The sequence below is a fragment of the Acidimicrobiales bacterium genome (assembly GCA_040219085.1).
Lineage (GTDB): Bacteria > Actinomycetota > Acidimicrobiia > Acidimicrobiales > JAVJTC01 > JAVJTC01.
On sequence record JAVJTC010000040.1, the window covers coordinates 45993 to 58826 of the forward strand.

Genomic DNA, 12834 nt, shown 5'->3' on the forward strand with positions numbered 1-12834 from the left:
CGAATGCTTCTCGACCGGTGCCGACATCGACCTTAACGGCGCGCTCCGCTCAGGCCCACTCACGGGCGGCGCGCGTCGCCCAGTACCCGTCGGGGGTCTCGGCCGGGTCGGCGTCCACGAGCACCGTCGGAATCGCGACGGAGACCGCCCGTGCGCCGGCGTGGACCTGTCGGGTCGTGACGGCGCCAGAGAGCACGACGTCGACCCACGGTCGGGTGAGTGCCACGGCGAGCGCCACGGTCGCGGTGTCGAGGCCGGTGCGGCGGGCGTGGTCCCGCACCGACGGCGCCGCAGACGGGTCCCCGTCGTCGCTGAGCCGCCCGTTCGCGAGTACCTCCTTGACGATCACGCCCACACCGTCGTCGTGTGCCGCCGCCAGGGCCGCCTCGGCGGAGCGTTCGAGGACGTTCCACGTCGCCTGCACCGAACCGAACAGGCGCAGTCCATCGACTTCGATACTCAGGGCCTTCTCGATCAGTTCGGCCTGGCGCGGCCCGCTGACCGTCACCCCCGGGATCACCCCTCTCTCGCGCAAGCACGCGAGTTCCCGGTGCAGCGCCGTGTCCCCGAGGACGCCGGTGTCGAACGTGGCCGAATGCACCTGATACACGGCGACGGCGTCACCGAGTGTCGCCGAGGTCTGCGCCCACTGGGCCACGAAGGCCTCCAGGGAGTGGTCCTTCGTCTCGTGGACCGGGGCCTCCATCCGCCAGGCGCCCACGTAGCGGTATCCCCACTTCGATCCGACCGTGACGTCGCCGACGTCCCGACTCGAGAGCCAGTCGGCGAGGAACTCCTCGGCGCGCCCGTAGCTCCGTGCGGTGTCGACGTAGCGCACGCCGGCGGCGTAGGCCGCGTCGAGGGCGGCGAAGGAACGTTGCGCCATGGCGCCGACGGAGCGGTCCCCGCCGAGGTCGGCCGCCCGGGCAGTCGTGATGTAGGCGGGACGACCGAGCGCCGCGAGGCCGAGCCCGAGTCGCGTGACGGGGGGTCCACCGGCGCCCAGGCGCGATGGCCGGGGTGACGCGGGCGGATCGGTCGTCATCGCTACGACGGTAGCGGGGGAGCCCTCCACGCCGGACTTGACCGACCGGTCAACTTGACCGATCATGGCAGCGCCGGGGGCAAGGGGGGACAGGTGGCCGAGACAACGACGAAGCCGGCGACGGTTCTCGCGGTCGTCGCCCTCGGCCTGTTCGTCGTCAACCTCGACACCACCGTCTTGTTCGTCGCCTTCGACGACCTGCGGGCGGACTTCCCCGATGTCACCGGCGCACAGTTGTCCTGGGTCATCAACGCGTACTCGATCGTCTTCGCCGCGCTCCTCGTGCCCGCCGGGCGGATCGCGGACCGGCCGGGCCGCGCCGTGGTGCTCGAGTTCTCCCTCGTCGTGTTCACGGTGGCGTCTGCGCTGGCGAGCGTCGCTCCGACCGTGCCGATCCTGATTGCCGCCCGTGTCCTGCAGGCGGTCGGCTCGGCCGGCCTGGTCCCGTCCTCGCTCGGTCTCGTCATGAACGCCTATCCCCCCGAGCGGCGGGCGACCGCGGTCACGCTCTGGGGTGCGATCGGTGCGGCCGCCGCGGCTCTGGGCCCCTCGTTGGGGGCGGTCCTGATCGACGCCGCCGGATGGCGGGCCGCGTTCATGATCAACATCCCCGTGGGCATCGTCGGCTTCGTGCTCGGCCGCAGGGTCCTGGAAGAAGCCCGTCCCGATGGCGACGAGCCGATTCCCTCACCGGTCGGTGTCGTCCTCGTCGCCGCAGCCGTTGGCCTGGTCGCCCTTGGGTTCGTCGAGTCCGACGCCTGGGGTTGGGGCGACACCCGCACGGTCCTGGCGATCGTGGGCGGTCTCGCACTGTTGGGCCTGTTCGTCGTCCAGACACGCCGGGCGGTCGCTCCCGCTGTCGACCTGTCGTTGTTCGCCGTGCCCGGCTTCCGCTGGGCGAACGTCGGGATCCTGGTCTACATGACCGCATTCGGGAACATGTTCTTCGGGTGGATCCTGTTCACGCAGCAGGTCTGGGACTACTCGGTGGTGGAGGCCGGTCTGGCTGTCACGCCGACCCCGTTCATCGCGTCGGCATCGGCGCCCTGGATCGGTCGGGCGCTGCAGCGGTTCGGCTGGCGGGTGACGCTGGTCCCGGCCTGTGTCCTCTATGCCGTCGGTGGTCTGTGGCTGCTCGCGTTCGCCGATGGGGATCCGGCCTATCTCACGGTGATGTTGCCGGCGGTGGTCATCACCGGCGTCAGCGCGGCGTTCGTCATCCCGGGTCTCAACAGTGCCGCTGTGCAGGCGCTGCCGGGCCACCGGTTCGCGGTCGGCGCCGCGGTGAGCCAGGCCAACCGGAACCTCGGAATGGCCCTCGGCGTGGCGCTGGTGGTCTCGTTCGTTGGCGACGGGAACGCCGACCTCGGCCGATTCGACCACGTCTGGCTGATCCAGATGGTGGGTGGTCTCGTGGTGGCGGTACTCGCGACCCGGCTTCCCATTCCGGACCGTCGCCCCCCGGATGCATCGCCGGTCGCGCCGGGGAGCCCCGTCCGGGCCCGTTGACAGGGGGTCCGTTTGCAGTCAGGTATCGATCATGTACGGTCGAATCGTTACCTGAAGCAACCCGACCAGGTGGTGTGTCACAGTTCAGACGGTCCCGACGAGCGTCGACTCGTCCTCCGTACAGTTCCGGCCCCCGACCGTCTCCGACGGTTCGGTCATGTGGCAGATGGCTCGTGGAGCCGTCGACGAGAACAGCCCGTACAGCTATCTGATGCTGTGCGAGTACTTCGCCGACACGTGTGCCCTCGCAACGCTCGACGGTGACCCGGTGGGTTTCGTCACCGGCTTCCGACCACCGGCGGAGCCATCGACGTACTTCTGCTGGCAGATAGTCGTGGACCCGCAGGCGCGGGGACTCGGCGTCGCCACGGGCCTGCTCGACGAGGTGACCCGCCGCGACGCTCCCGTCGCGGTGCGTCACCTCGAAGCCACCGTGACACCCGACAACGTCGCGTCGACACGCCTCTTCGTCGGTTTCGCCGACCGGTGGGGGGTGGACTGTGTCACCGAGACCCTCTTCGAGGCCGAGCACTTCGGCGACACCGGCCACGAGCCGGAGATCCGTTTCCGGATCGGGCCTCGTAACCCCTGATCGCGTGGCGCCTGAAGGCGCCGCGTTCGTTCCTTTCCCTTCCTTCCCGAAAACCGGAGATCCCCAGATGAGCACGTCCATGAACACCTTCGAACAGCACGAGTCCGAGGTCCGTTCCTACATCCGATCGTGGCCGACGGTCTTCGACTCGGCCCACGGCTCCACCCTCGTCGATGCCGACGGCAGGAGCTATGTCGACTTCTTTGCCGGCGCGGGGGCGTTGAACTACGGCCACAACCCCGAGCCGCTGCGTGATGCGCTCATCGACCACCTGAGCGGCAACGGGATCGTGCACGGCCTCGACATGGCCACCACCGCCAAGGGTCGCTTCATCGAGACGTTCGTCGAGCGGATCCTCGAGCCCCGTGATCTGGACTACCGGCTCATGTTCCCCGGTCCCACGGGAACCAACGCCGTCGAGTCCGCTCTCAAGTTGGCCCGCAAGGTCACCGGGCGCGACAGCGTGATGAGCTTCACCAACGCCTTCCACGGCATGACACTGGGGTCGCTGTCGGTGACGGGAAACTCCATGAAGCGTGGCGGCGCGGGGATCCCGCTGTCGCACTCCTCGCCCATGCCCTACGCCGGGTTCCTCTCCGACGACGGCACCGACTCCATCGCCCTGATCGAGCAGTTCCTCGACGACGGTGGCAGCGGGATGGACAAGCCCGCGGCGGCGATCGTCGAGACCATCCAGGCCGAGGGTGGGATCAACGTGGGTTCCGCGATGTGGCTCCGGCGGCTCCAGGAACTGTGCCGCCGGCACGGGATGCTGCTGATCATCGACGACATCCAGGTCGGGTGTGGTCGGACCGGGCCGTTCTTCTCGTGGGAGGACTACGGCCTCGATCCCGACATCGTCTGCCTGTCGAAGTCCATCAGCGGTTTCGGTCTGCCGATGGCCGTCGTCCTGATCCGGCCCGAGCACGACGAGTGGCTGCCGGGCGAACACAACGGCACCTTCCGCGGCAACAACGCGGCCTTCGTCACTGCGTCGAAGGCACTCGACATCTGGTGGTCCGACGACACGCTCAGCCGCCAGGTGGCCGCGCGTGAACAGCAGTTGGCCGGGCGCCTCGAATCGCTGCGCGTCGGTCACGACGCCGTGTTCGCCGAGCGACGGGGCAGGGGTCTCATCCAGGGCCTCCGCTGCCACGACGCCGATGTCGCCGGTGAGATCATCGCGACGTCCTTCGAGATGGGACTCGTCGCCGAGACGGCCGGCGTGGAGGGCGAGGTCGTCAAGGTGCTACCGGCGCTGACGATCACCGGCGAGGAGCTGTCGACGGGACTGGACATCCTCGGCGACGCCGTCGCCAAGGTCACCGCGGGTAGGGGTCTGGCGTGATCATCCGTTCACTCGCCGACCTCGTAGGGACCGAACGTGACGTCGACGGTGGCACCTGGCGCTCACGGCGCCTGCTGCTCGCCGACGACGACATGGGTTTCTCGGTCCACGACACGGTTCTGGCCGCCGGGACGACGACCGAGATGCACTACCGGCACCACCTCGAGGCCGTCTACTGCATCGAGGGTCGTGCGGAACTGACCGATCACGCCACCGGTGAGACGCGTCTCATCGAGCCGGGAATGCTCTACGCCCTCGACGCGAACGACCACCACACGGTGAAGGCCATCGAGGACTTCCGGGTCGTGTGTGTGTTCAACCCACCGGTCACGGGCCACGAGGTCCACGACGACCGGGGCGGCTACCTGCCCGCTGAGGAGCAGTTGCGGCTCGACCGTCACCAGAAGAATCGACACGAACAGGAAGGGATGGTCACCCGGTGAGCTCGGCGCGGACCACCACGACACCGGTCCGGGACCGCTACCCGTCGCGGGTCGGCGGCGATGCCGGCCTCGGTGATCGCCTCGACCCTGTCGTCTGGGGCGACGGGGACGGCCCGCTGAGTCCCGAAGACGTCGAGAGCTTCGACCGTGACGGCTTTCTCGTGGTTCCGGAACTCGTTCCCGCCGATGTCGTGGAACGCTGTACCGACGACTTCGCCCGCCTCGCAGGTGAGGCGACATCGCGGGACCCGCTCGCGATCTACGAGCCCGATTCCGACGATCTGCGGTCGTTGTTCGACGTGCACCGCACCAGCGACGTCTACGCGGCGCTCGTACGGCGTCCCGAGCTGCTCGGTGTCGCCCGCCAGCTTCTCGCCGACGACGTCTACATCCACCAGAGCAGGATCAACGTCAAGCGTGCCTACACGGGCCGTTCGTTCCCCTGGCACTCGGACTTCGAGACGTGGCACGTCGAGGACGGCATGCCCGCCATGCGCGCGGTCAGCTGCTCCATCGCGTTGACCGAGAACCATCCCTGGAACGGGCAGCTCCTTCTCATCGCCGGCTCGCACCGGACCTACCTGTCGTTCCCGGGGTCGACGCCCGAGGACAACCATCTGACCTCGCTGCGCAAGCAGTCATACGGGGTTCCGACCCCGGCCCAACTCGATGCGCTGGCCGAGCAGGGCACCGTCGAGCAGTTCACGGGTCCTCCCGGGTCGGTGTGCTTCTTCGACTGCAACACGATGCACGGGTCGCCGGACAACATCTCTCCGGTGGCGCGCACCAACCTCTTCTTCGTCTACAACGCGCTGGCCAACGCGCTCGTCGAGCCGTTCGGGACCGATGTTCCGCGACCGAATCACATCGCGGACCGCTCGTTCGAACCGCTCGACTGAACCGACCGGCCCTGACGGCCGCCCGCCCCGCGCACACGGTCGCCCCCGTGGACCGCACCGCTGACCTACGGTCGCGGTGTGCGCCGCGACGGCGCACAGGAACCGGGGGAGGCCCGATGATCGAGGAGTTCAAAGAGTTCATCAACCGAGGCAACGTCGTCGACCTGGCGGTCGCGGTCGTCATCGGCGCCGCCTTCGGTGCGGTCATCACCTCGTTCGTCGACGACGTCCTCATGCAGATCATCGCAGCGATCATCGGCCAGCCCGACTTCTCTGCGCTGTCGATCCACTGGGGCGACGCGATCGGTCCGGACCCCGAGTCCGGTCTCACGCTCTACGAGCACCAGATCTACTACGGCCGCTTCCTGAACGCCGTGATCGCCTTCTTGAGCGTGGCGTTCGCGGTGTTCATGGTCGTCAAGGCCTACAACTCGCTGCGTCGCGAGGACGAGCCCGAGCCGGAGCCCGAGCCGGGCCCCTCGGAGGTCGACCTCCTCACCGAGATCCGCGACGCGCTGCGCTCGACCAACTGATCCGATGCTCGTGACGTCGGGCACTTGCGGCCCGGCGTCACGACGAAGAAGGTGAACCCCATGGAGACCCCACGTCCTGTCGCGGCCGAGGCCGTTCTCGAACACATCCGTCCCAACCAGGACATCATCGTCCCGCTGGCCAACGGCGAACCGCGCGAGCTCCTCGACGTGATCGAGGCGAACGCCGACCAGCTGGAGGGGGTCCGGATCCACCAGATGCACCCCCTGCACGACCGGCCCTACCTGCGCGGGGAGTTCGGCGACCGACTCCGTCACGTCTCGTACTTCCTGTCTCCCATCACGAGGCGCCACCTCGCGAACGGCACCGTCGACTTCGTCCCGGCGAACTTCTCGGAGGTGCCCGTCATCATGAGGTCCCTGCCGGATCCGCTGGTCCTGACGGCGGGGTCGCTGCCTGATCACCACGGGCACGTGAGTTTCGGCACCAACGCCGACTACGTCGGGTCGATGGTCGGCCGGGCCCGCCTGTTCGTCGAGGTGAACGAGCGGATGCCGCGGACGTTCGGGCGCAACCAGGTCCACCTCACCCAGCTCCTCGGTTGGAGCCGCGACGACCACCCCCTCGTCGAGGTTCCCGCCGCCGAGCCGGGCGAATTGGACCGGCGGATCGGCGAGTTCGTCGCCGAGCGGATCCCGAACGGCGCGACCATCCAGACCGGCATCGGCGCGATCCCGAACGCGGTCATGGAGAACCTGACCGATCACCGGAACCTCGGGGTCCACACGGAGTTGATCTCCGATGGGGTCATGACGCTCATGCACGAGGGCGTGGTGAACGGGGTGGACAAGTTCCTCAACCGGATGAAGGTCGTCGGTACCTTCGCCCTCGGCTCGGCGGAGCTCTACGACTATCTCCACGACAACGCATCGGTCGAGATGTGGCCGGTCCGCTACGTCAACAACCCGCGCATCATCGGCCAGGAGCCGAACTTCGTGTCGATCAACTCCACCCTGGAGGTCGACTTCATGGGGCAGTGCGCGTCGGAGTCCATCGGCTCGCGGATGTACTCGGGGTCGGGCGGGCAGGCGGACTTCGCCCGCGGGGCCATGTTCAGCCAGGGAGGACAGGGCTTCATCGTCCTGCACTCGACGACGAGCGACGGGACGATGAGCCGGATCAAGCCCCAGCTCACGCCCGGTGCGGCCGTCACGACCATCAAGAACACCGTGGACAAGGTCGTGACCGAGTTCGGCGTGGCCGAGCTCTGGGGGAAGTCGCTGCGCCAGCGCGCCAAGGCTCTCATCGCCGTCGCCGCCCCGCAGTTCCGTGAGGAACTGACCGTTCAGGCCCGGGCTCTCGGCTTCATCTGAGCGCCGGCCGCTTCACCCTTCGCGCAGGCCCGCGGAGACCATCAGCGGGAGCAGAACCTCGGCGAAGTGGTCCAGGCCGTCGTCGTAGTCGACCCAGCTGATCGAGATCCCGTCGAGGCCGGCGTCGGCAAACGCGACCATCCCCTCGACGACCTGCTCGGGCGTCCCCACCAGCGGGATGCCCGCGTAGCCCGTGATCAGGTTCGCGGCCATCGCCTCCCACTGGTCACCGAGTGCGCTCTGCGAGTTGGGGATCAGGACGTCGAGCAGGTTGCGTACACCGTCCCAGTCGCCCTTGTCGTTCACGTAGTGGTCGAGGAACCGTTTCGCCTCGGCCTCGCTGTCGGCGCACACGATGTGGCCGTGCCCGAAGACCTGGATCTCGCGGTCGTAGGTCTCGTGTGCGAGCTCCTTGACCGACGCCGCGAGGGTTCCCGCCGTGGCGATGTCGGGTGCGACGACGTAGTTCAGGTCCGCGTGTCGGGCGGCGAAGTGCTGCCCCCGCTCGCTGTTGCCTGCCGACATGATCACCGGTGACGGGCGCTGGAGCGGCTTCGGTTCGGAGTAGGCGTTCGGTGAGGTGAAGTACGGACCGTCCCAGTCGAAGGAGCCGTCTGTGGTCCACAGCGCCCGACACAGGTCGATCCAGTCGTCGGCCACCTCGTAACGCTCGTCGTGGGGTCGCTGGCCCGCCCCGAACATCGTGATCTCGGTCTCGTTCCACCCGGCGACGATGTTCAGACAGAACCGTCCACCCGAGATGTGATCGACGGTCGCGACCTCCTTGGCGACCCGCACCGGATGCGCAGTCGGCACGTGGATCGTCGCGAACACGGCGATGTTCTCGGTGACCCCGGCGAGGCCCGCCGCCCAGGTGAGCGGTTCGAAACTGCGGTGGTTGAAGTTCACCTCGCCACCCATGCCCCGCCACCTGGCCACCGGCACGAGTGCCTCGATCCCGGCGGCATCGGCCTTGTGTGCGATCCGGACCGACTCGTCCCACTCGACCGCGACGGTGCCCGGTACCGACGTCATCGAGCAGCCACCGCTCACGTTCAGCCCGAAGACCGCGAGCTTCAACCGGTTGGGGCTCGCCGCCACCGGATTCATCGCCCGGTCGGTGGTGTCAGCCATCGTTCCCCCTGGTCGTCGTCAACAGAGCCGGGACGTTGGCCCGACGCGAGCGGGTCGGTTGTCGTGCCTGTGCGCGCCGGTTCACGGGCGAGGACCGCGAATCCCACGGTGACGACGGCGAGCATCGCCGCGTTCACCATCAGGGCGGTGTCGATCGAGGTCTGGTCGGCGACGAACCCGAGGAGCGGCGGTGCCGCGAGGAGTCCGATGTCGCCCGCGGACCGGTAGGCGCCGATCGCCCGGCCCCGATCCCGCTCGGGAACGGCATCCGCGAGGAACGAGTACTGCGCCGGGCCGGTGGCCGATGTCCCGACCGCCAGTACGAGCAGCGCGACCACGAGCTGCCAGGCGTTCGCGGCCCATGTGACCGCGAGCACGCCACCGATCGTGATCACCGCCATCGGGACGATCGTGGCGATGCGGCCGACCTTGTCCGCTGCGATCCCGGCCGGTCCGATGAGGATGAGCCCCATCACGCCGCTCACGCCGAAGGCGAGCCCCAGCGTGCCCTCGGACATCGCGAGCTCGTCGACCGCGAGGAGCGGGACGAGGGTGGCCCGCGTGCCCGCGCGGGTGGCGAACATGGCGACCGACATCGCGGCGACGACGACGAACCCCCGACTCGTGAGGAAACCCCACGATCCGCTCGGTCCGGGGGGAGGCGGGTCTGTGGCCGAGCGGGTGCCGACCGACGGCTCAGTGGTCGCGGTGCGTTCCGGCTCGGCCAGACGGGCGAAGGAGTACAGCGCCGCGGCCAGGCCGAGTCCCCCGACGACGAAGAACGGCATGCGCAACCCGCCGAGTTCGGCGAGTCCGCCGCCGATCGCCGGGCCGATCGCGAAGCCGGCGAGAAGGGCGCCGGAGTTGATCGAGAGATTGCGGCCGCGGCGCTCCGGAGCCGAGGCCGCGAGTACGTAGAGCTGCCCGGCCGTCATGTACATCGCCGAGCCGGCACCGGCCACGAAACGCCACGCCATCAGGTCTCCGATACCCACCGCGAGGCCCGACCCGATCATTCCGAGCGCGTTCACCACGGGTCCGGCCACGAGCAGCATCCGGATCCCGCGGCGGTCCGCCAGGTTCCCCGCCGGGATGTTCACGAGGAGTCGCGCGACGGCGAACACCGTGAAGGTCAGCCCGACGACCGAGGTGGACACGTCGAATGAGCGGGCGTAGAGGGGCAGCAGCGGTGCGGTGATCCCCTGGCCGGTCGTCATCAGCCCCGTCGAGATACCCACCGCGATGATCCGCTCGTTCTCGTGGAGCCAACGCCGGGAACCGGATCTGTCGCCTCGGGAGAACACGGGGCCAGTATCGGAGAAGGGTCAGCCGTCTCCACTAGCGTCGGAGAGTACCGACGAGTTCGGGGAGGATCGAGCGGTGGGGCTCCGCCCTGATCAGAATCCACTCGCAGGGGCGTTCTCGGCGCAGGGGTCGCGCCTGACCCGCGACGATCGCAGCGGCCACGGTTGGGCCACCGTGTCGATCCTCGCGGGCCTGCTGTGGCTCTTCGGACTCGGAGCGATCATCGCGCTCGCCACCGGCCTGCTCGCCCGCACCGACGCGCGCCGTAGCGGCGCGTCGCTGGTGCCGTCCACCATCGGTCTCGTGCTCGGTGCGCTGGGCGTGCTGGGCGGGTTCGCGTTCTTCGGATGGCTCGTGTTCGACGCGAGCACAGCGGAGGCCACGGTGGGGGCCACGGGAGTCGGCACGTAGCCTTCTCGTCGTGACCGCGAACGGACCGACCGCCACGCTGCGGCTCTCGTGTGCCGATCAACCCGGCGTCGTCGCGGCCGTGTCCGCGTTCATTGCACGCAACAACGGCAACATCATCCACGCCGAGCAGCACACCGACGCCGCCGCGGGGATCTTCTTCCAGCGGGTCGAGTTCCAACTCGAGGGCTTCGCGATGGCCCGCGACGAGATCGATGCCGCCTTCACGCCCATCGCGACCGATCTGGACCTGACGTGGTCTCTGCGCTTCTCCGACGAGGTCCGGCGCGTCGCCATCCTGTGTTCACGTCAGGGCCACTGCCTCTATGACCTCCTCGGGCGTTGGGACCTGGGCGAGATGCCCGGCGAGCTCGCGATGGTGGTCTCCAACCACGACGACCACCGCGATGCCACCGAGCGGATGGGCGTGCCGTTCCACCATCTGCCCGTGGCGAAGGAGACGAAGCTCGAGGCCGAGGTCGAGATGTTGCGCCTCCTCGAGGGTGCCGGTGTCGACGTGGTCGTGATGGCCCGCTACATGCAGATCCTCTCCGAGGGGTTCGTGGCCCGGTTCCCGAACCGGATCATCAACATCCACCACTCGTTCCTGCCCGCCTTCCCCGGGGGGCGGCCCTACCACCAGGCGCACGCCCGCGGCGTCAAGCTGATCGGTGTGACCGCCCACTACGCCACGTCGGACCTCGACGAGGGACCGATCATCGAGCAGGACGTCGTGCGGGTGAGCCACCGTGACCCCGTCACCGAACTCGTGCGCAAGGGTCGGGACCTCGAGATGGTCGTGCTCGCCCGGGCGGTACGGGCCCATCTCTGCGACAAGATCCTCGTGTACGGCAACAAGACCGTGGTCTTCGGCTGATGGCGCCGGCCCGCCCGCCCACCCCGGGATCGGAGCGCTAGCGGTGGAGCGCGACCTCTCTGCCGTCGAGGTCCGTGTGCTCGCGAGCCTCGTCGAGAAGGCAGCCACCACGCCGGACAACTACCCGCTGTCGTCGAACGCGCTCGTCGCTGCCTGCAACCAGAAGACGAGTCGCGACCCGGTCGTCGACTTCGACGAGCGAACCGTCGACGCGGCGATGATCACCCTGCGCGAGCGCGGTCTCGCCCGCACGGTCCGCGGTGGAACATCCCGGGTCGTGAAGCACCGCCACGTCCTCGACGAGGCCCTCGGGCTCGACGCCGCCGAACTGGCCGTCATGTCGGTACTCGCGCTGCGGGGACCCCAGACCCCCGGCGAGCTGCGCACCCGCGGCGAGCGACAGCACGCGTTCGCCGACCTCGTCGAGGTCGAGGAGACCCTCGCGGGGCTCGCGGCACACGAGCCGTCTCTCGTACGTGACGTCGGACGTCAACCCGGTCAGAAGGAGACCCGCTTCGCCCACCTGCTCAGCGAGGACGCCGACCCCGACGACGCGGCCCCCTCACCCGACCCGGTTCCCCCACGGTCGTCGGACGGTCCAGATGCTGTGGCCGGGAGCGAGCCGTCACCACGGGATCGAGCCACCGCCTCGGCAGAACTGGCCGATCTGCGGGCTCAGGTGGTGCAGTTGCGAGCCGAGATGGATGCGCTGCGTGCGACCGTGGACGAGCTCCGGCGCGAGCTCGGGCTCGAGCCAGGCTGACCGTGTCGGGTCGGGCGATCGTCGTCGCGGGCGGCCTTTCTCCTGGTCCGGGCCTGGTCGACGACGCCGGGGCCTTCGTCGTCGCAGCGGATTCGGGGCTGGATCGGGCCCTGGAGATGGGCCTGCGCGTCGACCTCGTCGTCGGAGACCTCGACTCGGTCACCGACGAGGCGCTCGCTTCGGCAAAGGCGGCCGGCGTCCCGGTGGAGGTGCACCCCGTGGACAAGGACGCCACCGATCTCGAGCTCGCGCTCGAGGTGTGCCTGGCGCGTCACGCCACGCAGGTGCAGGTCGTGGCCCTCGACGGGGGCCGTCCGGACCACTGGCTCGCCAACGTGTCGTTGCTGTGCTCGCCTCGCTGGGCGGACATGGAAATGCACGCGCTGAGCGCGACGAGCGAGATGAGGGTGGTCAGGGCGGCTACGGAACTGGACTATCGCGTCGGCTCGATCGTGACCCTGCTCGCGTGGGGCGGGCCCGTTCACGGCGTCGAGGTCTCCGGTCTGCGTTGGACGCCGCCGTCCACGCTGGTGCCGGGTGACACCATCGGCGTGTCGAACGAGATCACTGCGTCACCTGTGCAGATCGCAATCAGCGAAGGGGTCCTGCTCGTCGTGGTTCCCGTCGGCGACGGGGACTGACGCGG

General features: G+C 68.8%; 13 protein-coding genes and 1 pseudogene. 11 read left to right on the forward strand and 3 right to left on the reverse strand.

Features of this window, described 5'->3' with window-relative positions:
• Window positions 1–49 precede the first annotated feature (49 nt).
• Entirely contained in the window at window positions 50–1045 is a 996-nt protein-coding gene (locus RIE08_16520; protein ID MEQ8719216.1) for an aldo/keto reductase, read from the reverse strand.
• A 93-nt stretch (window positions 1046–1138) separates the two neighbouring features.
• On the opposite strand from RIE08_16520, the gene RIE08_16525 reads away from it, so the two are divergent.
• The 7 genes and pseudogenes from RIE08_16525 to RIE08_16555 all read left to right on the forward strand — a co-directional run bounded on the left by RIE08_16525 (window position 1139) and on the right by RIE08_16555 (window position 7701).
• Window positions 1139–2554, forward strand: a complete 1416-nt coding sequence (locus RIE08_16525; protein ID MEQ8719217.1) for an MFS transporter — start codon at window positions 1139–1141, stop codon at window positions 2552–2554.
• Window positions 2555–2690: 136 nt separating this feature from the next.
• A pseudogene (ectA, locus tag RIE08_16530) lies at window positions 2691–3146 on the forward strand (diaminobutyrate acetyltransferase).
• Window positions 3147–3225: 79 nt separating this feature from the next.
• On the forward strand, window positions 3226–4494 hold the full coding sequence (ectB, locus tag RIE08_16535) for a diaminobutyrate--2-oxoglutarate transaminase (protein MEQ8719218.1): 1269 nt from the start codon (window positions 3226–3228) through the stop codon (window positions 4492–4494).
• A complete protein-coding gene (locus RIE08_16540; GenBank protein ID MEQ8719219.1) occupies window positions 4491–4937 on the forward strand; it encodes an ectoine synthase in 447 nt (148 codons plus the stop codon). Before ectB ends, RIE08_16540 begins: the two co-directional genes overlap by 4 nt.
• Window positions 4934–5836, forward strand: a complete 903-nt coding sequence (gene thpD, locus RIE08_16545; GenBank protein MEQ8719220.1) for an ectoine hydroxylase — start codon at window positions 4934–4936, stop codon at window positions 5834–5836. The genes RIE08_16540 and thpD overlap by 4 nt, the downstream gene beginning before the upstream one ends.
• A 116-nt stretch (window positions 5837–5952) precedes the next feature.
• Window positions 5953–6369, forward strand: coding sequence for a large conductance mechanosensitive channel protein MscL (gene mscL, locus RIE08_16550; GenBank protein ID MEQ8719221.1), 417 nt, complete (start codon window positions 5953–5955; stop codon window positions 6367–6369).
• Between the two features lie 60 nt (window positions 6370–6429).
• The gene (locus tag RIE08_16555) at window positions 6430–7701 is read left to right on the forward strand and encodes an acetyl-CoA hydrolase/transferase C-terminal domain-containing protein (protein MEQ8719222.1); all 1272 of its coding nucleotides are present in this window, start codon (window positions 6430–6432) and stop codon (window positions 7699–7701) included.
• Window positions 7702–7713: 12 nt separating this feature from the next.
• On the opposite strand, the gene RIE08_16560 is transcribed toward RIE08_16555, so the two are convergent.
• Together RIE08_16560 and RIE08_16565 are read right to left on the reverse strand one after the other, a co-directional pair.
• Window positions 7714–8835, reverse strand: a complete 1122-nt coding sequence (locus RIE08_16560) for an LLM class flavin-dependent oxidoreductase (protein MEQ8719223.1) — start codon at window positions 8833–8835, stop codon at window positions 7714–7716.
• On the reverse strand, window positions 8808–10139 hold the full coding sequence (locus RIE08_16565) for an MFS transporter (GenBank protein ID MEQ8719224.1): 1332 nt from the start codon (window positions 10137–10139) through the stop codon (window positions 8808–8810). The genes RIE08_16560 and RIE08_16565 overlap by 28 nt, the downstream gene beginning before the upstream one ends.
• 76 nt (window positions 10140–10215) lie before the next feature.
• Between RIE08_16565 and RIE08_16570 the strand changes: the two genes are divergently transcribed.
• From RIE08_16570 to RIE08_16585, 4 genes are read left to right on the forward strand one after another with little or no spacing between them, the layout of a single operon-like run.
• A complete protein-coding gene (locus tag RIE08_16570) occupies window positions 10216–10551 on the forward strand; it encodes a hypothetical protein (GenBank protein ID MEQ8719225.1) in 336 nt (111 codons plus the stop codon).
• A gap of 10 nt (window positions 10552–10561) precedes the next feature.
• Complete coding sequence (purU, locus tag RIE08_16575) at window positions 10562–11425, forward strand: formyltetrahydrofolate deformylase (protein MEQ8719226.1); 864 nt, start codon at window positions 10562–10564, stop codon at window positions 11423–11425.
• Window positions 11426–11468: 43 nt separating this feature from the next.
• Window positions 11469–12188, forward strand: a complete 720-nt coding sequence (locus RIE08_16580) for a YceH family protein (GenBank protein MEQ8719227.1) — start codon at window positions 11469–11471, stop codon at window positions 12186–12188.
• A gap of 2 nt (window positions 12189–12190) precedes the next feature.
• Window positions 12191–12829, forward strand: a complete 639-nt coding sequence (locus tag RIE08_16585; GenBank protein ID MEQ8719228.1) for a thiamine diphosphokinase — start codon at window positions 12191–12193, stop codon at window positions 12827–12829.
• Window positions 12830–12834: the final 5 nt, after the last annotated feature.

Coding starts and splice junctions, on each gene's coding strand:
- RIE08_16555 (MEQ8719222.1), top strand. CDS start 6,430: ATGGAGACCCCACGTCCTGTCGCGGCCGAGGCCGTTCTCGAACACATC.
- ectB (MEQ8719218.1), top strand. CDS start 3,226: ATGAACACCTTCGAACAGCACGAGTCCGAGGTCCGTTCCTACATCCGA.
- RIE08_16520 (MEQ8719216.1), bottom strand. CDS start 1,045: ATGACGACCGATCCGCCCGCGTCACCCCGGCCATCGCGCCTGGGCGCC.
- RIE08_16560 (MEQ8719223.1), bottom strand. CDS start 8,835: ATGGCTGACACCACCGACCGGGCGATGAATCCGGTGGCGGCGAGCCCC.
- mscL (MEQ8719221.1), top strand. CDS start 5,953: ATGATCGAGGAGTTCAAAGAGTTCATCAACCGAGGCAACGTCGTCGAC.